The following is a 20,848-nucleotide window of genomic DNA, read 5'->3' on the forward strand; positions in this document are numbered from 1 at the left end:
AGGTCGAGGGCTTGTCCGCTGCAGATAATTGGATGTTCGCGCACACTGTATTCACGAAAGCTTACTCGTGGTCATTGCTCCCCTTTTGTGGGGTTGAGTGGTGGTTGTGGGTGTTAGGTTTCCGTGGTGGTTTTAGCAGGAGGGTCACACCCGGTCTCATTCCGAACCCGGTCGTTAAGTCTCCTTGCGCTGATGGTACTGCTCTGTGATGGGGTGGGAGAGTAGGTCGCCGCCACGGTTTTTCTTGAGAATATGAGGGGGAGGGGTTCGTCTTTCGGGGCGGGCTCCTCCTTCTTGTTTTTTTGTGATGGATTGTGAACATGTGAAATAGGGGCCCCGTTGTCACGGAGCCCCTATTCCTCATGACCTGCCCGGTTGCCCGGGAGGGGTTTCCCTAGAAGCCGTAGTTGTACATCGAGCCGCCCGGGTAGACGGTCCCCACGCCGTTCCGGTAGGCGTAGCCGCCGTAGGCCGCGCCCTCGACGAAGGTCCAGCCGCCCAGGGTCAGGCCGTTCAGGGCGACGTACCAACCCGCGGCGTTGGGGTCGGTGTAGCCGCGCAGGCTGAAGTGGATGTGGGCTCCGGTGGACGACCCGCCGGCGCAGACGCTGTTGCCCTGGGTGCCCAGGTAGTGTCCGACCCCCACGTTGTTACCGGGGAGCCACTGGTAGTTCTCCAGGTGGTAGTAGTCCGTGGAGTAGCCGTTGTCGTGGATGACGCGGGTCCAGCCGTCGCACAGTGAGTAGGCGTAGCCGCCCCGGGCCGCGCGGGCCTGGCCGTTGCCTCCGGCGAAGTCCACGGAACTGAACGGCGGGCCGGCGCTGAAACCGTGCGGGCCGCCGGTCATCACCATGGAGGTGCCGATCGAGAACGGAAGGCCGACCCCTGTGTACGCCATCGGGGAGAGCTGGTCGGGGTCGGTGGCTGCGGCGACGGTCTCGCGCTCCTCGGTGTCCATGAGCGAGGAGTCGGCGAGGATCTCGGAGAACTCCTCGGTGCCCTCCAGACCCACCGTCCACGCGGCACCGTCGAGTTCCGCGGCGAACAGCCAGGCGTAGGGGTCCTCGCCCTCGACCTCGGGGGCGGTGACGATGGCGACGCCGAAGGCCGTCTCATCGGTGGCCTCCCTGATGTCGACCCGGACGTCGCGGTCCTGGGCCGCGAGGGTGGAGAGTTCGGTGGAGCGGGAATCCAGGACATCCTCGATGACGGAGTCCGCGAGGGAATCCTCGGCGGGCACCGAGCGCAGAGCCGTCGGAAGGTCGTCGGCGACCTCCGCCTCGAGGAGGATCTCCACGTTGTCGGCGGCGCTGTGCGCGGTCGTTCGGGGCTGTGCCGCAGCGGGGGCGGCGGTGGCCGTGACGGCGAGGGCCGCCGCGGCGGTGAGCGCGAAGGCGCCGAGGGGGAGGAAACGGGCACGTCGGGGGGAACGGGCGGGCAGTGTCAACGCTTCTCCTGGGGGAGTCGGCGAACGGGGAGTGACACCACAACCTTTGATCGTGGCTACCGAAGAGTAACGAGAGCCTCACGTACGGACAAGGGGTGCAACCGGACTTCATTCACTCCGGTCACACCCCTACTGCCACGCTTTCCCGCGCCGGCCCCGGCGCCCCGGTAGCTCTGGGCGTCAGGCTCTCCGGCCCGTCGGCCTGCCGAGTTCCAGGCCCAGCAGGTACTCCTTGCGCTCCAGCCCGCCCGCGTAGCCGGTCAGGCTTCCGTTGGCGCCGATGACACGGTGGCAGGGAACGATGATGCTGATCGGGTTCCGGCCGTTGGCCGTGCCCACCGCCCGGGAGGCCGTCGGCCTGCCCAGCTCCTCCGCGAGCTGGCCGTAACCGGCGGTCTCTCCGTACGGGATGGTGGTGAGCGCCCGCCACACCCGTAGCTGCCAGACGGTCCCGGCCGGGGCGAGGGGGAGGTCGAACTCCCTGAGCTCCCCCGCGAAGTAGGCGGTCAGTTGGCGTTCCACCTCCGCGAACGGCTTCGCGTCGGCCACCCAGTGCTGCGGGACCGCTCGCGTGGTGCCGTCCTTGGGCGGGGTCAACACCCCTCCCAGGGCCTCGCCGTCGCCGAACAGTGTCAGCTCACCCAACGGGGAGGGCATCGTCGTGTAGTGGGTCGGCCCCGGCAGCGGTTCCCGGAACCGCACCGCGGTGTCCCTCGGCGGTGCGGCCGGCTCCTCGGGCAGGTCCAGCGGAAGTGCGTCCTGTTCGGTGTTCATCCCGTTCCCTCTCGGCGCTGTCGTTCGTTCTCGCGGCCACCAACGCCGCCGTCTCCGGTACTGCCGTTCTCCGTACCGCCGCGTCTGGGGCCGGCGCCGCCAGGGTCCGCGCCCCCGGAGCCGGCGTCCGCCTCCCCGAGCGAGGCCCACAGCAGATGGGTGGCGTACGAGCGCCACGGGCTCCACGCCCGGGCTTCTCGGGCAGCAGCGGCCGGGGTCGCCCCCAGCCCCGCGCGTTCCAGGGCCTGGCGCACCCCGAGATCGGCGGGCAGGAACACGTCCGGGTCGCCGAGTCCGCGCATCCGCACGTAGCCGGCGGTCCACGGGCCGATCCCGCGCAGCTCCACCAGGCGTCGCTCCGCCTCGTCCCGGTCGCAGCCCGGTCCCAGATCCACCCGGCCCGAGGCGATCGCCCCGGCCACACCCACCAGCGCCCGCCCCCGTGCCACGGGGATGGACAGCTCCGCGGGGTCGGCGGCGGCCAGGGCCTCGGGGGAGGGGAACGTGTGGGTGAGTCCGCCGTCCGGGGCGGCCAACGGCTTCCCGAACCGGGACACCAGGCGCCCTGCCAGCGTACGCGCGGCCCGGACCGAGACCTGTTGGCCCAGGACCGCCCGGATCGCCAGTTCCGCCGGGTCCACGTGACCGGGAGCGCGTACGCCGGGGCGCCGCCGCAGTACCGGGCCGAGCACGGGGTCCGGCCCCAGCGCCTCGGCCACCGCCTCGGGGTCGGCGTCCAGGTCCAGCAGGCCGCGGCAGCGGCGCACCGCGCTGGCCAGGTCACGGGGCTCGGACAGCCACAACCGGCACAGCACGTGCCCGCCCACCCCGGAGGCCCGAGCCGCGGACCCCGGGGAGAGTTCGACGACGGCGGGTCCGTGCGGCAGCCGGAGCGTCCGCCGGTACACGCCGTCGGAGTACTCCTCCACTCCCGGGACCGCGCGGTCGCCGAGGAAGTCCAGCATCCCGTCCAGGTCGATGAGGCCCCGGTAGGGCAGCCGCAGCACGATCGCGCCGGGCGGCGCGGCCACCCCGCCGCTCCGCCCCGACGCCGCTTCGCGCATCTGGGAGGGCGAGCGGTCGAACACCGCTCGCATGGTCTCGTTGAACTGCCGCACGCTCGCGAACCCGGACGCGAAGGCGGTGTCGGCCATCGGCATGTCCGTGGTCTCCACGAGGACGCGGGCGGTGTGGGCCCGCTCGGTCCGGGCCAGGGCCAGCGGCCCCGCGCCCACTTCGGCGGAGAGCAGGCGGTTCAGCTGGCGCTCGCTGTAGCCCAGGGCTCCGGCGAGGGCACCCACCCCGCCCCGGTCCACGGCACCGTCGTGGATCAGCCGGATGGCCCGGCCGACCACGTCGGCCCGCACGTTCCACTCGGGTGAGCCGGGCACCGTGTCCGGGCGGCACCGCTTACAGGCGCGGAAACCCGATTCCTGCGCGGCGGCCGCGGTCCGGTAGAAGCGGACGTTCTCGCGGCGGGGGGTCACCGCCGGGCAGCTGGGCCGGCAGTAGATGCCGGTGGTGCGCACGGCGGTGTAGAAGACCCCGTCGAAGCGGGAGTCCCTGCTGTGTACTGCGCGGTAGCGCTGCTCGTCGTCCATCACAACCACCATGTTCGCCGACGCGCACGGCCCGGTGCTGGCGGTTTTCGGACATGGTCCTCGTGGTGGACTCCGCGGGGGTCAGTCCTCTGCCGGGCCCCGGCCCCCCTCCGCCCCCGGGCCGGTGTCCCCGGTTTCCGGGGCCGCTCCGTGCTCCGTCAGGTACTCGACGTAGACGGGGCGGAGCACCTCCTGCACCTCGGGGTCGCTCTCCGACGAGAGCGCCTCGTAGAGGAGCCCGGAGGCCTGGGCGACGCTGGCCTCGCTCGCGTCCATGTTGCCCGCGGCGGCCTCGGCGGCCGGGATCAGGCCCAGCAGCCGCCAGAAGAAACGTACGTCCCATCGCTGCCGTGCCAGTTCCACGGCGCGTTCCCGCAGTTCGTCGGTGCTGATCTGCTCGAATCCGGTGACGTGGTCGTCCATGCTCGGACGATACCCGCACCCGCGCCCCGCATCCATGAGTGACCTGAGTTACTCTTCAGTCGAGTTCATCATCTCCTCCCGAGGCGCTCGGGAGGCCCTCACAAGGGGTGTCGGGCGCACACGGGGGAACGTAGTGAGGGGTACGCCATGGCCGAGGCCGCCGCGCGCGTCGTTGTCGCGAAACCGGGACTGGACGGGCACGATCGGGGGGTCAAGATCGTCGCCCGCGTCCTGCGTGACGCCGGAGTGGAGGTCATCTACACCGGTCTTCGCCAGACTCCGGAGATGATCGTCGCCGCCGCGCTCCAGGAGGACGCGGACGCCATCGGGCTGTCCGTCCTGTCGGGCGCCCACATGACCATGTTCGGTCGGGTCATGGAGCTGTTGCGGGAGAACGACGCGACCGACATCCGGGTGTTCGGCGGGGGCATCATCCCCGACTCCGACATCGTGGAGCTGGAGGCGATGGGGGTCGCCAGGATCTTCACGCCGGGGGCGCCGACCACGGAGATCGCGGACTGGGTGCGCGAGAACATCCGCCCCGCGCACGCGGCCTGAGGGTCCCGCCCGCACAGCCGGGCCGTGCCGTGACGTTCGTCGCACTTCGGTAGATGTCCGATGCGGTGCGGAACGGCGCCGGATCGGTGTTATCGGCCGTGTCTCTGGTCACACATTTTCCCACGTGTGTGCGGCTGTAGCGCCGCATGAGCGGCTTTTGGGCCCGGAACAGCCTGGAAACTCGGGGGCCAACGCGACCCTGGTGTCCGGTGGCCAGATCCCGGGCGACTAAGCTTTGCGCATGTCGCGGGTGGCAACGCCGCGGCGATCTCGATCTCTGTAGGCGGCTCAGCCCCACCGGGGTACTGCGTCGTGCGGCGCCTGTTCTCAGTGCGTCGCCGCCGATCCGGACATGCCACCCCGGTACACACTTGAGCCAGCGAGTTACAAGGACGGACCCTCGTGGACCTGTTCGAATACCAGGCGAAGCAACTCTTCGCAGAGTACGGGGTTCCCGTACCCCAGGGGAAGGTGGCGAGCACGGCCGCTGAGGCACGTGCCATCGCTGATGAGTTCGCCGCCGCGGGCAAGCCCCGCGTCGTCGTGAAGGCCCAGGTCAAGACCGGTGGCCGCGGTAAGGCAGGCGGCGTCAAGGTGGCCGAGGGCCCCGAGGACGCCCAGGCCAAGGCCGAGCAGATCCTCGGCATGGACATCAAGGGCCACACGGTCCACCGTGTCCTGGTCGAGGAGGCGAGTGACATCGCCGAGGAGTACTACTTCTCCTTCCTGCTCGACCGCGCCAACCGTGACTTCCTCGCCATCTGCTCCAAAGAGGGCGGCGTGGAGATCGAGGAGGTCGCCGAGACCAACCCCGACGCCGTAGCGAAGATCTCGATCGACGCCCTCAAGGGCGCCCCGGCCGACGTCGCCGCGGAGATCGTCAAGGCGGGCAAGCTGCCCGAGGCCGCTGTCGCGGGTGCCACGGAGATCATCACCAAGCTCTGGGACGCCTTCGTCGGCAAGGACGCCACGCTCGCGGAGGTGAACCCGCTCATCCTGACCAAGGACGGCCGGGTCGTCGCCCTCGACGGCAAGGTGACCCTGGACGAGAACGCCGAGTTCCGCCAGGACCTGGAGAGCCTGACCTTCGCCGAGGAGGGTGACCCGCTCGAGGTCGCCGCCAAGGCCAAGGGCCTCAACTACGTCAAGCTCGACGGCGAGGTCGGCATCATCGGTAACGGTGCCGGTCTGGTCATGTCGACCCTGGACGTGGTCGCCTACGCCGGTGAGAACCACGGCGGCGTCAAGCCCGCCAACTTCCTCGACATCGGTGGCGGTGCCTCCGCCGAGGTGATGGCGAACGGCCTGGAGATCATCCTGGGCGACCCCGCCGTCAAGAGCGTGTTCGTCAACGTCTTCGGTGGCATCACCGCCTGCGACGCGGTTGCCAACGGCATCGTGCAGGCGCTGGAGCTGCTGGAGAAGCGCGGCGACGACGTCAGCAAGCCGCTGGTCGTGCGCCTGGACGGCAACAACGCCGAACTGGGCCGCCAGATCCTCGACGAGCGCGCCCACCCGGCCGTGAGTCGAGTCGACACGATGGACGGCGCCGCCTCTCGGGCCGCCGAGCTCGCGGCGAAGTAGGGGACGGAACACACCATGGCTATCTTCCTTAACAAGGACAGCAAGGTGCTCGTCCAGGGCATGACCGGCTCTGAGGGCACCAAGCACACCCGCCGTATGCTCGCGTCCGGCACCAACATCGTTGGTGGCGTGAACCCGCGCAAGGCCGGGCAGAGCGTCGACTTCGACGGCACCGAGGTGCCCGTCTTCGGCTCCGTCGCCGAGGGTATGGCCGCCACCGGCGCCGACGTCACCGTGATCTTCGTTCCGCCGAAGTTCTCGAAGGACGCCGTCATCGAGGCGATCGACGCCGAGATCGGCCTGGCCGTCGTGATCACCGAGGGCATCCCGGTCCACGACACCGCCGCCTTCTGGTCCTACGCCGGTTCCAAGGGCAACAAGACCCGGATCGTCGGCCCGAACTGCCCCGGTCTCATCACCCCGGGCCAGTCCAACGCCGGCATCATCCCGGCCGACATCGCCAAGCCGGGCCGCATCGGCCTGGTCTCGAAGTCGGGCACGCTCACCTACCAGATGATGTACGAGCTGCGCGACATCGGCTTCTCGTCCGCCGTCGGCATCGGTGGCGACCCGATCATCGGCACCACGCACATCGACGCCCTGGCGGCCTTCGAGGCCGACCCGGACACCGACGTGATCGTGATGATCGGTGAGATCGGTGGAGACGCCGAGGAGCGCGCCGCCGACTTCATCAAGGCCAACGTGACCAAGCCGGTCGTCGGCTACGTCGCCGGCTTCACCGCCCCGGAGGGCAAGACCATGGGCCACGCCGGCGCCATCGTCTCCGGCTCCTCCGGTACGGCCGCCGCCAAGCAGGAGGCCCTCGAGGCCGTTGGCGTCAAGGTCGGCAAGACCCCGAGCGAGACCGCTCAGCTGGTGCGCGACCTCTTCTAGAGGCCACGCCCCACAGGGCTTTCGTTCAGAACGGCTCCGCCCCGCCGCCGGGTTTCCGGTAGGTGGGGCGGAGCCGTTTCCCGTGCGCGGGCGCGAGGGCGGCCCCTGGGCGCCGCCGGCGGTGCTCAGCCGCCGCCGAGCTGCCCCGGAGGGTTCTCGCGCAGGCGCCGGTTGCGCATGGCGATCAGCTGACCGACGAGCGGTCCGAGCACCAGCAGGCTGAAGAACCCCAGGAACACCGCGATCGCGTGGACGCTGCCGCTCATGAAGGAGGGCGTGCCCCACACCAGGAGGAGGAAGACGCCCCACCCCCCGAGCCCGGCGAGGTTCGTCGCATCGCTGCTTCCACCGCGGGTCACCTCCTCCCGGTGCTCCTCGCGCCGGTCCGTCTCGCCCGGGGCGGATTCGGCGGTCTCGGCCTCGCGGGATTCGGGGACGGCGGGGGAGCGGGCGGGCGCCGGGCCGACCGGTCCGGGTGAGGTCACGGAGCCGGGGGCCAGCTCGCGCGGCAGGTCCTCGAAGAGCGGCACCAGGTCGAGGTTGTCGACCGCCCGGAGCACGGCGTCCATCCGGTGGTCGTGCTCCTCGGTGTCCAGCCGCCCCTCCTCGAACGCCACACGCAGGTTCCCGAGTGCTTCGTCGCGTTCGGCGTCCGACAGTCGGTAGCGGCGGTCGGGGTCGGGCTCTGCCATCTGGCGTCCTTCGTGCGGGGGGACCGGGTTCTCATCTTACGACGTATCTCGTTCGTTCCCCGTTCCGCCCGTTCCCGCCCCACCGCCGGGATGCGGACACGACACGCGCGGCCGGGATACCACGGAGCATTCCGGTCCCTGGCAGCATAAGTCGGGTGAGTACGCCAGGATCTCCCCCCGACAGAGGCCGGCAGTCGAAGCGGTCCAAGTCCACCAACGACGGCGGTCCCGGGAGCGTGCCCGCGTCACCTCCGGAGGAGGTGACCGGCCGCCCGGTCTACTCCACCGGCGGGATCGCCGCGGCCTCGGCCGCCGGTATCGGGCTGGCGGTGATCGTCACCCTCACCATGGTCGGCTGGGTCGCCGCCCCCCACGACACCTTCGGCGAGGACATCGTCGAGCTGCTGCGCGGCGCCGTCCTGGCCTGGCTGGTGGGCCACCACGTCTCCTTCACCGTCGCCGAGGGGCAGATCAGCCTGCTGCCCCTGGGGCTGGTGCTGCTGCCGGGGCTGCTGCTGTACCGGTTCGGCCGCTGGCTGGCGCGCAGCTGCGAGATCGCGCGGCTCCGGCACGTCTACCGGGCCGCGTTGGCGATCGCCGGGCCCTACGCGGCGATCGCGGGCACGCTCGCGCTGCTGGCGCAGACCGACGAGGTCGAGCCGAGTATGCCGCGCGCGCTCCTCATGGGGTTCGTGATCGCTTTCCTCGCCGGTGGGCTGGGCGTACTCCGCCAGCTCATGAGGGACAAGGGTGTGGCCGCGGGCGACCTGCTCGACCTCATGCCCGCCCGGTCGCGGTCGCTGCTGGTGGGCATGCTCGCGTCGACGGGGACCCTGCTGGCCGGGGGGTTGGTGCTGTTCCTGGTGGCGCTGGCGGTGAACCTGCCCGAGGCCGTGGACGTCACGCGCACGCTCGCACCGGGGGTGGTCGGCGGTGTGCTGCTGCTGATCGTGCAGTTGGCCTACCTGCCCAACGCGGTGGTCTTCGCGGTCTGTTACGCGCTCGGCCCGGGGTTCGGGATGGGAGCGGCGACGGTGGTCGCACCGACCGGGGTGTCGCTGGGTGCGCTGCCCGCGCTGCCGATGCTGGCGGCGCTGCCCGCCAACGGGGCCGCCCCGGTGCTGTCGCTGACGGCGCTGGTGGTGCCGTTCGTCGCGGGTGCGGTCGGCGGGATGCTGACCCAGCGCAGCGCGCCGGACGTGGTCAGCGAGGCGGCGCCCCTGTGGGGGTTCGTGTGCGGTGTGACGACGGGGATGCTGTGCGCGGCCCTGGCCGGGACCGCGGGCGGGTCCCTGGGCGCCCAGCGGCTCAGCGAGATCGGCCCCTCCGCCTGGCAGGTCGGCCTGGTGGCCGCCCTGGAGGTGGGTGTGGCCGCGGCGGTGGCGGCGTGGATCGCGAACTGGTGGTACACCCGCAAGCTGACCCGGGAGGTCGTCACCCAGCGGGAGGAGGCCCGGTCGGAGAAGCGGCCCGAACCCTCCGCCCCGGTGGTGGAGCTGCCCACCGACGTCCCCGTGGGCAAGGGGCTGGCCACGGTCACGGCGCTGCGCCCCCGCGAGGAGCCCGAGGAGGACGCCGGGGCGCCGGAGGAGCCGACCATCGTGGAGCGCCGCGCCGAGGTGCGGCGCACGCGTGAGGCCCGCAAACGGGACCGCGTGGTCGAGCGCCGGGCCCGCAGCGAGGCCCGCCGGGAGCTGCGTGAGCAGCGCCGCGCGGCCAGGCGGGCCGAGGGCGGCTGGTGGCGCCGGGGGAGGGCGGACGAGGAGTCCGAGGAGGAGATGTACGGCATCACCTACGAGGCCTCTCCGGAGGAGATCGACCAGCGCAGCTGAGGGGTCAGTGCCGGGCGGAGGTCCGGTTCCGGCGCTTTCGCGCCCGGCGCCGCTGCTTGGGGGTCATGTCCTGTGACGCTTTCGGTGCCGGGGCCTGAGGGAGGGTTTCGGGGCGGCGGCGCGGCCGGGGCAGGACCGTCATCACGGAGGCGGCCAGCCCGCCCGCGCCGAGCAGCAGAAGGAACACCCCGGTAGCGGTGACGCTCGCTTCGGAGTTCCTGCGCGAGTTGGCGAACTCCGTGTTCACCGCTGAGGCCGGGTCCCAGAGCAGGACCAGGCCGGCGCAGAGGAAGCCCAGGGCCAGGGGTGCCACGCCCAGAGGCCACCACTTCAGCCGGTGCCGGGGCGCCAAGAGGGCGAACCCGAGTACTGAGCCCATGAGTGCGGTCAGTGCCGCGAAGGTTGCCTCGAGAAGGTCCGGAGACGCGGAGACCAGTTCACGGTGTGCTCCGAAGGCGCCCACGGGGACCAGGAGCAGGCAGGCCGCACCCGCCCACGGGGCCCAGGGGCCGCGCGGGTCGGCCCGGAGGGCGCGCTGTTTCGACATGGCGGGCAGTGTAACCGCGCTGTACCGGCCGGGCGGGACCCGACCGGTACAGCGCGGCTCTTCTGTCCGGCTACTCGCCCTTCGGCCGGGCCTTGCGCTTGTCCGGCTCGAAGATGTTGTTCACCAGGTCCGTGCACCACTTGAGCAGTTCGAGGTCGCGCAGCGGCTTGCCGCCCATCCCGCCGGCCTTGGGGACCGGGACCAGGAGGGTCTTCGCGGACTCCTTCCGGATGGACTTGGGGTACATCCGCCGCAGCCGCAGCTCCTGGGACTCGCGCAGCTCCACCGGGGAGAACCGGATCTGGTTGCCCTGCATGACCACGTCCGCCAGACCCGCGGACTTGGCCAGCACGCGGAACCGGGCCACCGCCATGAGGTTGTCCACCGGCTGCGGCGGGGCGCCGAAGCGGTCGGTGAGCTCCTCGTAGGCGGCCAGGATGTCCGCCTCGCTGGTGACACTGGCGATCCGCTTGTACGACTGCAGGCGCAGCCGCTCCCCGGGCACGTAGTCGTGCGGGATGTGCGCGTTGATCGGCAGCTCGACCTTGGTCTCGATCTCCGCGGCCGCCTCCGGGTCGCCCTTGAGCTCGGCCACGGCCTCGCCGACCATGCGCACGTACAGGTCGAAGCCCACGCCCGCGATGGTCCCGGACTGCTCCGCGCCCAGGATGTTGCCCGCGCCCCGGATCTCCAGGTCCTTCATGGCCACGTACATGCCCGCGCCCATCTCGGTGTGCTGGGCCACCGTCGCGAGCCGCTCGTAGGCGGTCTCGGTCAGCGGCCGCTCCGGCGGGTACAGGAAGTACGCGTAGGCGCGGTCGCGGCCGCGGCCCACCCGGCCGCGCAGCTGGTGCAGCTGGGACAGGCCGTAGGTGTCGGCGCGGTCGATGATCAGCGTGTTCGCGTTGGGCACGTCCAGGCCGGACTCGACGATGGTCGTGGAGACCAGGACGTCGAAGTTCTTCTCCCAGAAGTCGACCATGACCTTCTCGAGCTGCTGCTCGTTCATCTGGCCGTGCGCGTACGCCACCCGGGCCTCGGGCACCAGGCGCTTGATGGACGCCGCCACCTTGTCGATGGACGCCACCCGGTTGTGCACGAAGAACACCTGTCCCTCGCGCATCAGCTCGCGCCGGATCGCCGCGGTGATCTGCTTGTCCTCGTAGGGCCCGACGAAGGTGAGCACCGGGTGGCGCTCCTCCGGCGGGGTGAGGATCGTGGTCATCTCGCGGATGCCCGTCAGACCCATCTCCAGGGTGCGCGGGATGGGCGTGGCCGACATCGCCAGCACGTCCACCTGGGTGCGCAGCCGTTTCAGGGCTTCCTTGTGCTCGACACCGAAGCGCTGCTCCTCGTCGATGATGACCAGGCCCAGGTCCTTGAACCGGGTCTCCTGGGAGAGCAGCCGGTGCGTGCCGATGACCACGTCGACCTCGCCGGTGCGCAGCCCTTCACGGGTCGCCTCGACCTCGCCGTCGGTCTGGAACCGCGACATCGGCTTGACCGTGACGGGGAAGGAGGCGTAGCGCTCGGAGAACGTGGACAGGTGCTGCTGGACCAGCAGGGTGGTGGGCACCAGCAGGGCCACCTGCTTGCCGTCCTGCACCGCCTTGAACGCGGCGCGCACGGCCACCTCGGTCTTGCCGTAACCCACGTCGCCGCAGATCAGCCGGTCCATCGGGACCGACTTCGACATGTCCTTCTTGACCTCGTCGATCGCGGCCAGCTGGTCGGGCGTCTCCACGTACGGGAAGGCGTCCTCGAGCTCGTTCTGCCACGGGGTGTCCGGGCCGAAGGCGTGCCCCGGCGAGGCCTGCCGCGCCGAGTACAGGCGGATCAGGTCGCCGGCGATCTCGCGGACGACCTTGCGGGCCCGGCTCTTGGCCTTGCTCCACTCGGCGCCGCCCATCTTGGACAGCGTCGGAGCCTCGCCGCCCACGTACCGGGTGACCTCGCTGAGCTGCTCGGTCGGTACGAACAGGCGGTCACCGGGCTGGCCGCGCTTGGAGGGCGCGTACTCGATGAGCAGGTACTCGCGGGTGGCGCCCTGGATCTGGCGGCTCACCATCTCCAGGTAGCGGCCCACACCGTGCTGTTCGTGGACGACGTAGTCGCCGGGCTTGAGCTGGAGGGGGTCGACCGTGCCCTTGCGGCGGCTGGGCATGCGGCGCATGTCGCGGGTGGAGGACTTCTGCCCCACCAGGTCGGTCTCGGTGAGCACCACCGTGTGCACCGACCGCAGCAGGAAGCCGTGGTCGACCAGCCCGGTGGTGACGGTGGCGATCGCCTCCTTGGGCGGCTCCGCGAGGTCCGCGGAGAGCGTGGCGCCCAGTCCGGCGTCCTTGAGCATCGCGACCAGCCGCTCGGCCGGTCCGTGCCCCTGGGTGACCAGCACGACGCTCCAGTTGTCGTGCAGCCAGCTCTTGACGTCGGCCAGGGCCCGCTCGGTGTCGCCGCGGTAGGAGTCGGCGGGCACCGCGCCCACCACGACCGCGTCGTCCGCCTCGCCCGCCTCCTTGTCCGCGCTGCCCTCGCCGGCGCTGAACGGGGTCAGCCCCCACCAGGGCAGGTCCAGGCCCGTGGCCACCGAACGCAGCTCGGAGATGGACATGTAGGCGGACTCGCCGAGGTCGATGGGGGCCTCGCCGCCCGAGGCGGCGTTGATCCAGGACGCGTCCAGGAACTCGGCGCTGGTGGCCTCCAGCTCCACGGCGCGGGTGCGGATGCGCTCGGGGTCGCAGCCCACCACCATCGCGTTCGGGGGCAGGTACTCGAGGAACGGCTCCATGCTCTCGGCGAGCACGGGGGCAAACGCCTCCATGCCCTCCACGGAGACGCCGTCGGCGATCTTGTTCAGGACCTCGGCCAGTGAGGGGTGCTCCTCGGCCAGGGCCCGGGCGCGCTCGCGCACGGTGTCGGTGAGCAGCAGCTCCCGGCACGGCGGCGCGAACAGGCCGGAGGCGGCGCTGGTGCGCGGACCGGCCCCGTCCCCGCCGTCGGCGGGGGAGATGGAGCGCTGGTCGGCGACCTGGAAGTAGCGGATGTCCTCGACGGTGTCGCCCCAGAACTCCAACCGGAGCGGGTGCTCCTCGGTGGGCGGGAAGACGTCCAGGATGCCGCCGCGCACGGCCATGTCGCCGCGCTTCTCCACCAGGTCCACGCGGGCGTAGCCGGTGTTGGTCAGGGCGCTGACCACCTCCTCCAGCTCCACCTCGTCCCCGGGCCGAATCCGGACCGGTTCCAGGTCGCCGAGCCCGGCGACCAGTGGTTGGAGGACGCTGCGGACCGGGGCCACCACCACCCGCAAGGGGGTGGTGAGCGGGTCGGAGGGGTCCGGGTGCGCCAGTCTGCGCAGCACCGCCAGGCGCTGGCCGACGGTGTCCGAGCGCGGGGAGAGCCGTTCGTGCGGAAGGGTCTCCCAGGCGGGGAAGAGCGCGACCGAGTCCTCGGGCAGCAGTGAGCCGAGCGCGTCGGTCAGGTCGGCGGCCTCCCGCTCGGTGGCGGTGACGGCGAGGACCGGCCGGTTCGCGCCCACGGGGGCGTCGGCGGCCAGCGCCCCCACCATGAAGGGTCGCAGTGCCGCCGGGGCGACGAGGTCGAGATGGGGATCGCGTCCGCTTCGAGCGGTTTCGATCGCGCTGTGGAGAGCCGGGTCTTGGGAGACGTCGGCGAGAAGTCCAATGAGGCTCATAGCACCAGGAATGAGAGTGGTCCGGTTCAGGCGTCGCGTCCTGCGGTGAGGTCGCTTCCTGCGGTTTGTACGGTGGCGGGGCCCTTGGGGCCGCGGTCCCCTCCGCGGCCTGCCCTGACGCCGGACACGCGCGTGCGTGCGGCGGGCACGGTTGCCACCGTCCCGCGGGTCGCTGGGGACGGTCCGTACGTGAGCGGTGACGGTACGGGCGGCCGTGTCTGGATCGGCGTGGCCACCCGGTTCCCCTCAGCTTATCCAGTCCCACCGTCACGCGCGGGCCGGGTTCGGGGGTCGGCGGTTCGGGACTCCTGTGTCGGCCCCCGGGGCCCGGTCCCGGGGGACCTGAGCGGGTCACGCTCATGAGAACCCGCTCTGAGCAGGACCTATTCCGAATCGGGAACCGCAGCGCCGGGTTGGGGGCCCGTTCGGGCATACGCTGGACGCGTTTCTTCGACAGTCCCAGTGAAGAGTCCGAGGAGAGGATACGCGTGGTGAGTGCCCACAGGCAGGGGAACGGGGCGGCCGAGGACACCGGCCGACCGACCGCTCCGGTCTTCGCCCCAGGTCCGGACGGGCTCGCCCACCTGGAACTCATTCTCAGCGGTGCCTACCCGCTGCCCGGTTTCATGACCCGGGACGAGGCGGAGTCGGTGGTGCGCCGGGGGCGTCTCCCCGACGGCCGCCCCTGGCCGGTTCCGGTCACCCTGGAGGTGCCGGAGGAGCTGGTGGGGCAGGAGCGCCTCACCCTCACCGACCTGGAGGGGGCCCCGCTCGCGGAGCTGTCGGTCCGCGAGCACTGGGAGCGCCGTGAGGACGCCGAGGGCGCCGGGGGAGGCGCGACCCGTCACCACCTGGCCGGTGACGTCACCCTGCTGCGCCCGGCCACCTACGGGGTCCTGCGGGAACTACGGCCCACCCCCGCCGAGGTGCGCGCCCAGAGCGAGCTCGAACTCTCCTCGGGCCGTCCCCTGCTGGCCGTGGTCACCGACCGGCCCCTGCACCACCGGGCCCTGCACCAGGTCCGGGCCGAGGCCGAGGCACTGGGCCGCGACGGCGAACGCGCCGAGGTCCTGGTCGTCGTCGACACCGGCCTGCACGACGAGGGCCTGGCCGCCGCGGTCCTGGCCGCCGAGCCGCTGCTGCCGCCCCGGAGCTCGTTCGTCGTGGTCACCCTGCCCCGGGCCGAGGCGCGCGCCGCCGGGCCCCTGGGCGGGGCCTGGACCGAGCGTGACACGGCCCTGGCCGCCCACGTCGCCTCGGCCTACGGCGCCACCCACCTGCTGCTCGAGGCCGGAGGCCGGGGGCCCGAGACCGAGCGGGTCATGGCGCTCCGACCCCCGTTGACCGTCCTGGACCCCGAGCCCTGGACGTACGACTCCTGCGAGGCGCTCTGGAAGCCCGTCACCCACGTCGACCCGCGTGAGGCCCTCCCCGAGCTCACCGACGAACAGGTCGAGGCGGAGCTCGCGCACGGGCGGGAGCTGCCCGCCTGGTTCACCCCCGCCAGGGTCGGCGCCGAACTGGCCCGCCTGCGCCCGGCGCGCACCGAACGAGGGGTCACCCTGCTGTTCACCGGCCTGTCCGGGTCGGGCAAGTCCACCATCGCCCGGGGCGTGTGCGACGGGATCCGCCGCTCCGGACGCACGGTGAGCCTGCTCGACGGCGACGTGGTGCGCCGCATGCTCTCCAAGGGGCTCACCTTCTCCAGGGCGGACCGCGAACTCAACATCCGGCGCATCGGCTACGTCGCCGCGGAGATCACCCGCCACGGCGGTGTGGCGGTCTGCGCGCCGATCGCGCCGTACGCCGCCGGACGGGCCGAGGTCCGTGCCATGGTGGAGGAGTTCGGGGACTTCTTCCTGGTGCACGTGGCCACACCCCTGGAGGAGTGCGAGGCCCGCGACCGCAAGGGCCTCTACGCCAAGGCCAGGGCGGGGGAGATCCCCGAGTTCACCGGCATCTCCGACCCCTACGAGGAGCCGACCGACGCCGACCTGGTGGTCGACACCGTGGGGACGGACCCCTCCGAGTCCGTGGCCCAGGTGCTGGCCGCCCTGCGCGAGGGCGGCTGGCTCCCCTCGGACCAGAACGTGAGCGAGGACCGCGTATGAGTGACCCGAGTGAAGCGTCGGACCCGGCCGGGACCGAGCGGTCCGCCCCGGTGCCCGGGCACCGGCTGCTGCGCCTGGTCGAGGTGATGGAGACCCTGCGCCGGGAGTGCCCCTGGGACAGTTCGCAGACCCACGAGTCCCTGGCCAAATACCTGATCCAGGAGTCCTACGAGACCCTGGAGACCATCGAGGACGGTGACTACCCCCAGCTGCGCGAGGAGCTCGGGGACGTGCTGCTGCAGGTGGTCTTCCACTCCGCGATCGGCGCCGAGCGGCCCGAGGGCGATCCGGCCCGGTTCACCGTGGACGACGTCGCCGACGCCATCATCGACAAGATGACCCGGCGGCACCCGCACGTGTTCGGCGGCGCGGACGTGTCGGGGACCGACGAGGTGTGGTCGAACTGGGAGGCCATCAAGGCGGCCGAGCGCTCCGCGAAGGCCAAGGCCGGCGGTGGGTCGGGGGAGACCTCGGTCCTCGACGGGGTGCCCTTCGCCCAGCCCGCGGTGCTGCTGGCCTACGAGCTCCAGAAGCGGGCCGTGCGCAACGGTTTCCCCGCTGACCTGGTGGGTGACGACGGGGCCGAGGGCGGAGAGCTGTTCACGGCCGTGGCCGCCGAACGGGACCAGGGCCGTGATCCCGAGACCGATCTGCGGCTGGCCGCCCGTCGCTTCGACGCCCGGGTACGCGCGGCGGAGGCCGCCGCGCGCGCCGACGGCCACGAGCCCCGCGAGCTGAGCGACGAGCAGTGGCGGGAGTACTGGTCGAAGACGGGCGGGTGAGCGGCTCGCGCCGTGGGGCCGCCGACTGCGGGGGCGCGGTCGGCCGCGTCGCCGCAGTCGGTAAATCCGGCGACACCGGCGGCCGTCCCCGGGATACTGGGTGCCCATGGACGAGGTCGAAGTCGTTGTCGCCCATTCCGAGCGCACGACGCTGCGCGTCGGCGACGTGTTCCTGAAGGTGGACGCCGACCAGGCGCGCATCGACGCCGAGGCCGAGGTCATGTCGATCGCTCCGGTCCCGACCCCGCGGGTCCTGTGGCGCAAGCCGCACGTGCTCGCGCTCTCAGCGGTTCGGGGCGCGGTGCTCGGGCGCCTCGGCGGTCCGTCGACCGGGTCGCCGGCGGCGTGGGCCGCGGCGGGCGCCGCCATCCGGCAGCTGCACGACGCGCCGCCGCCTCCCGTGTCCGGGCGGGCGGGCCGGAGCCCCGTCGAGCTGGCGGCGGAACTCGACCACGAGTGCGCGTTGCTCGTGCGCAGCGGCCTCCTGCCCGCTGACCTGGTCACCCGTAACCGCCAGGTCGCCGAGGCCGCGTTCCGGCCGTGGACGCCGGCGTTCACCCACGGCGACCTGCAGATCGCGCACGTCTTCCTCGACGGCGACGAGGTCACGGGCATCATCGACTGGTCCGAGGCGGGTCGGGGCGATGCCCTGTACGACCTCGCCACCTTCACGCTCGGGCACGAGGACCGCCTCGAGGACCTCCTCGCCGGCTACGGCGCCGACATCGACCTCGACGTGGTCCGCGCGTGGTGGTCGTTGCGCAGCCTGTTGATCGTTCGCTGGCTGAGCGAGCACGGCTTCGACCCCTTCGAGCCGGGCTGCGAGGTCGACGTGCTGAGGTCCCGGATGTGAGGTGGGGCGGGAGAAGGGCCCGGCGGGCCGCCCCGAACCGGGGCCGGACCTCCAGAAAGGCTCAAATCGCTCTCCCTGATCTTGACGCCTGTGTGACCCGTGCAACACAGTGCTCTCACCTCGGGGCCTCTGACCTCGGTGCCCTCCTCCCCGCACCGGGGCCGGACCCCCCTGAACCCGTGGGAGCCTCCTCATGCGCCGCTTCGGAAACGCGCTCGCGGCGTTCAGCACCAGATGGGTGCCGGACGCCTTCGTCTTCGCGGTCGTCCTGTCCGCCCTGGTCTTCGGGATGGCCCTGTTCCTGACCGAACGGACCCCGCTCGAACTGGTCGGGGACTGGTACGGCGGGTTCTGGGGCCTGCTCGAGTTCGGCATGCAGATGACCCTCGTCCTGGTCACCGGCTACGCCCTGGCCTCCTCGCCGCCGGCCCGGCGGGCGATCCTGTGGGTGGCGGGCCGGGCCCGCGGCCCGCTGTCCGCGGTGGGGATCACCGCCCTGGGCGCGGCGCTGCTGGGCACCCTGCACTGGGGTCTGGGCCTGATCGCCGGTGCCCTCCTCGCCGTGGAGGTGGCCCGCTCCTGCAAGGAGCGCGGCATCAAGGTGCACTTCCCGCTGCTGGCGGCGAGCGGTTACATCGGCCTCATGGTCTGGCACAGCGGACTGTCCGGTTCGGCGCCGCTGCTGGTCAACACCCCGGGGCACTTCCTGGAGGAGCAGATCGGCCTGATCCCGCTCAGCGAGACCGTCTTCCAGCCGTTCAACCTGGTCTTCCTCCTGGCCATGCTGATCGGTGCCCCGCTGCTGCTGATGAGCATGGCCCCCGAGCCCGGGGACAGCGAGGAGATCGAGGACTCCGGTGACGACGGGCCGCTCGGGGGCGGTACCGTCGGCCGCCCCGCCAGGACCGAACTGCGCGCCCTGTCCCCGGCGCAGCGCCTCATGCACAGCCGCGTCCTGGTCTACGCGGTGGTCGCCGTCGGCCTGGTCCACCTGGTGCCCGCCCTCGTGCTCAACGGTGTGGTGGGCATGGACATCAACCTGCTCAACTTCATGTTCCTGATGGCCGGGCTGGGCCTGCACGGGACCCTGGCGAGCTACTCCTCGGCCGCGGCCGAGGGCGCGAGGAACGCCTCCGCGGTGATCGTCCAGTTCCCGTTCTACGCGGGAATCATGGGGATCATGGACACCTCCGGGCTGCTGGAGGTCGTCACCGGGTGGTTCGTCTCCGTCGCCACGCCCTTCAGCTACCCGTTCCTCGCCCTCATGAGCGCCGCCCTGGTCAACCTCGCGGTGCCCTCGGGCGGCGGCCAGTGGGCGGTGCAGGGGCCGGTGGTCATGGGGGCGACGGAGACACTGGGCATCGACCCCGGTGTGGGTGTGATGGCGGTGGCCATGGGTGACCAGCTCACCAACGGCATCCAGCCGTTCTGGGCGCTGCCGCTGCTCGCGCTGACCAGGCTGCGCGCCGGCAAGGTGCTCGGCTACTCGGCGTTCGTGATGCTCTTCGCGATCGTGGTCGCCTCCCTGTGCATCACCTTCCTGACCTGATCGGGCCCCCTGCCCGGGGCGCCCCGGGCAGGGGAGCGGGTCAGCCGCGGTCCCGGATGCCGCTCGGCAGGTCGCGCACGTTGATCACCTCGGTGGAGGGGTCGCCGGGCGCCATCCCCGAGCTGAACGACTCCTGCGGGCGGCGGGCGGTCTCGCTGATGGTCAGCAGCAGGCCCGCGATCAGCCAGTTGGCCATCAGCGCGGAACCGCCCGCCGACAGGAACGGGGTGGTCATGCCGGTGAGCGGGATGATCAGCGTGGCGCCGCCCAGCACGATGAACACGTCGAACGCGAGGATGAACCCGTAGCCGAGCGCGGTGAGCTTGAGGAAGACGTCCCGGCAGCCCAGGGAGATCCGCAGCGCGCGCTGGGCGAACAGGAACAGCAGGACCAGCACCGCCAGCAGGCCGGTCAGCCCGAGCTTCTCGCCCACCGACACCAGGATCAGGTCGCTGTCGGAGGCGAAGAGGTTCTGCACGTCGCCGCCGTGGAAGCCGGTACCGAGTATCCCTCCGTAGGCCAGTGCGATCATGCCCTCCACCACCTGGAAGCTGCCGCCGTCGCTGTAGTAGACCTCCTCCTCGAAGGCGTTCAGCCAGATCCGCACCCGGTTCTGCACGTGCCCGAACAGCAGGTACGCCACGTAGGCGCCCGCGGAGAAGGCCACCAGGCCGATGAGTACCCAGGACTTGCGCGCGGTGGCCGCGTAGAGCACCGCCAGGAACGTGCCGAACAGCAGCAGCGAGGTCCCCAGGTCCTTGGTGCCCACCAGCAGGAGGATCGCCACACCCCAGCCCACGGCCATGGGGGCCAGGTCGCGGGCGCGCGGCGCGCTGAACACCTTCACCCCGCCGATCCTGAAGGTCCGGGTGACCAGCGCCATCACGTCGCGCTGGCGGCCCAGGTACGAGGCCAGGAAGATCACCAGCAGCACCTTCGCGAACTCCGAGGGCTGCATGGTGAAGGGGCCGATCATGATCCACCGCCGCGCGCCGAGCACCTCGTGGCCGAACGGCGAGAGCGGGAGCAGCAGCAGGACGAGCGCGGCCAGCGCGATCAGGTAGGTGTACATGGTCAGGCGGCGGGGCTGGCGGACGAACGCCACGGCGCCCGCGCACAGGACCATGCCGATCAGGGACCACATCAGCTGGCGGTCGGCCTCGCTGCTGCCCGGATCGAGGTCGCGGGTCATCTGGAGCGCCCAGATCATGGTGATCCCGAGCCCGGTCAGCGCCGTGGCCACCGGGAGCAGGACCGGGTCGGCGTAGGGCGCCACGAACCGCAGGAGGACGTGCAGGCCGAGGGCGCCCGCACCGAGCACCAGTGTGTAGACCGTCACCCTCGAGTCGATCCCGCCGGTGACGGAGAGCGAGGCGAAGAGCAGGGCGGCGAAGGTCGTCCCGACCGAGGCGATGAGCAGAACCAGCTCCGTGCGTCTTTGTCGGGCCGGGCGCAGTGCCCCGTCTGTCGGTTCGGTCCCCGGGTTGGCCATACCTCGTCCTCTGCCCTC

General features: G+C 71.5%; 16 protein-coding genes and 1 rRNA gene. 9 read left to right on the forward strand and 8 right to left on the reverse strand.

Annotated features, from left to right (window positions below; genetic code table 11):
• The first annotated feature begins 122 nt into the window (after positions 1–122).
• Positions 123–238, forward strand: a 5S ribosomal RNA gene (gene rrf / locus D458_RS0131325).
• 156 nt (positions 239–394) lie between these two features.
• On the opposite strand, the gene D458_RS0131330 is transcribed toward rrf, so the two are convergent.
• The 4 genes from D458_RS0131330 to D458_RS0131345 form a co-directional block, all read right to left on the reverse strand.
• The gene (locus D458_RS0131330) at positions 395–1,447 is read right to left on the reverse strand and encodes a M23 family metallopeptidase (protein ID WP_017590671.1); all 1,053 of its coding nucleotides are present in this window, start codon (positions 1,445–1,447) and stop codon (positions 395–397) included.
• A gap of 180 nt (positions 1,448–1,627) precedes the next feature.
• On the reverse strand, positions 1,628–2,221 hold the full coding sequence (locus D458_RS0131335; protein ID WP_017590672.1) for a methylated-DNA--[protein]-cysteine S-methyltransferase: 594 nt from the start codon (positions 2,219–2,221) through the stop codon (positions 1,628–1,630).
• On the reverse strand, positions 2,218–3,822 hold the full coding sequence (locus D458_RS0131340; protein WP_017590673.1) for a DNA-3-methyladenine glycosylase 2: 1,605 nt from the start codon (positions 3,820–3,822) through the stop codon (positions 2,218–2,220). Before D458_RS0131340 ends, D458_RS0131335 begins: the two co-directional genes overlap by 4 nt.
• Before the next feature lie 81 nt (positions 3,823–3,903).
• Positions 3,904–4,245 carry a hypothetical protein gene (locus D458_RS0131345; RefSeq protein ID WP_017590674.1) on the reverse strand — a complete coding sequence of 114 codons (342 nt, stop codon included), beginning with the start codon at positions 4,243–4,245 and terminating at the stop codon, positions 3,904–3,906.
• 147 nt (positions 4,246–4,392) lie between these two features.
• Here D458_RS0131345 and D458_RS0131350 point away from each other — a divergent pair, with 147 nt between their 5' ends.
• From D458_RS0131350 to sucD, 3 genes are all read left to right on the forward strand, one after another.
• The gene (locus tag D458_RS0131350; protein WP_017590675.1) at positions 4,393–4,803 is read left to right on the forward strand and encodes a cobalamin B12-binding domain-containing protein; all 411 of its coding nucleotides are present in this window, start codon (positions 4,393–4,395) and stop codon (positions 4,801–4,803) included.
• A 402-nt stretch (positions 4,804–5,205) separates the two neighbouring features.
• The gene (gene sucC, locus D458_RS0131355) at positions 5,206–6,387 is read left to right on the forward strand and encodes an ADP-forming succinate--CoA ligase subunit beta (protein ID WP_017590676.1); all 1,182 of its coding nucleotides are present in this window, start codon (positions 5,206–5,208) and stop codon (positions 6,385–6,387) included.
• Between the two features lie 15 nt (positions 6,388–6,402).
• Complete coding sequence (sucD, locus tag D458_RS0131360; RefSeq protein ID WP_017590677.1) at positions 6,403–7,281, forward strand: succinate--CoA ligase subunit alpha; 879 nt, start codon at positions 6,403–6,405, stop codon at positions 7,279–7,281.
• Positions 7,282–7,406: 125 nt separating this feature from the next.
• On the opposite strand, the gene D458_RS0131365 is transcribed toward sucD, so the two are convergent.
• Positions 7,407–7,973 carry a DUF1707 SHOCT-like domain-containing protein gene (locus D458_RS0131365; RefSeq protein WP_017590678.1) on the reverse strand — a complete coding sequence of 189 codons (567 nt, stop codon included), beginning with the start codon at positions 7,971–7,973 and terminating at the stop codon, positions 7,407–7,409.
• A 236-nt stretch (positions 7,974–8,209) separates the two neighbouring features.
• Between D458_RS0131365 and D458_RS0131370 the strand changes: the two genes are divergently transcribed.
• The gene (locus D458_RS0131370) at positions 8,210–9,805 is read left to right on the forward strand and encodes a cell division protein PerM (RefSeq protein WP_040703012.1); all 1,596 of its coding nucleotides are present in this window, start codon (positions 8,210–8,212) and stop codon (positions 9,803–9,805) included.
• A gap of 4 nt (positions 9,806–9,809) precedes the next feature.
• On the opposite strand, the gene D458_RS0131375 is transcribed toward D458_RS0131370, so the two are convergent.
• Positions 9,810–10,352 (reverse strand): hypothetical protein, encoded by a 543-nt coding sequence (locus D458_RS0131375; protein ID WP_017590680.1) that lies wholly within the window; start codon positions 10,350–10,352, stop codon positions 9,810–9,812.
• A 70-nt stretch (positions 10,353–10,422) separates the two neighbouring features.
• Positions 10,423–14,043 (reverse strand): transcription-repair coupling factor, encoded by a 3,621-nt coding sequence (gene mfd / locus D458_RS0131380; RefSeq protein ID WP_026119864.1) that lies wholly within the window; start codon positions 14,041–14,043, stop codon positions 10,423–10,425.
• Positions 14,044–14,531: 488 nt separating this feature from the next.
• Here mfd and cysC point away from each other — a divergent pair, with 488 nt between their 5' ends.
• From cysC to D458_RS0131400, 4 genes are all read left to right on the forward strand, one after another.
• Positions 14,532–16,154, forward strand: a complete 1,623-nt coding sequence (gene cysC / locus D458_RS0131385) for an adenylyl-sulfate kinase (protein ID WP_017590682.1) — start codon at positions 14,532–14,534, stop codon at positions 16,152–16,154.
• Positions 16,151–16,936 (forward strand): MazG family protein, encoded by a 786-nt coding sequence (locus D458_RS0131390; protein ID WP_017590683.1) that lies wholly within the window; start codon positions 16,151–16,153, stop codon positions 16,934–16,936. The genes cysC and D458_RS0131390 overlap by 4 nt, the downstream gene beginning before the upstream one ends.
• Positions 16,937–17,042: 106 nt before the next feature.
• Positions 17,043–17,789 (forward strand): phosphotransferase family protein, encoded by a 747-nt coding sequence (locus D458_RS0131395; RefSeq protein ID WP_017590684.1) that lies wholly within the window; start codon positions 17,043–17,045, stop codon positions 17,787–17,789.
• A 193-nt stretch (positions 17,790–17,982) separates the two neighbouring features.
• Positions 17,983–19,338, forward strand: a complete 1,356-nt coding sequence (locus tag D458_RS0131400) for a short-chain fatty acid transporter (RefSeq protein ID WP_017590685.1) — start codon at positions 17,983–17,985, stop codon at positions 19,336–19,338.
• Positions 19,339–19,378: 40 nt separating this feature from the next.
• Here D458_RS0131400 and D458_RS0131405 read toward each other — a convergent pair whose 3' ends face one another.
• Complete coding sequence (locus tag D458_RS0131405; RefSeq protein WP_017590686.1) at positions 19,379–20,830, reverse strand: FtsW/RodA/SpoVE family cell cycle protein; 1,452 nt, start codon at positions 20,828–20,830, stop codon at positions 19,379–19,381.
• Between the last annotated feature and the right edge of the window lie 18 nt (positions 20,831–20,848).

Origin of the sequence: Nocardiopsis ganjiahuensis DSM 45031, assembly GCF_000341085.1 — a bacterium.
GTDB lineage: Bacteria > Actinomycetota > Actinomycetes > Streptosporangiales > Streptosporangiaceae > Nocardiopsis > Nocardiopsis ganjiahuensis.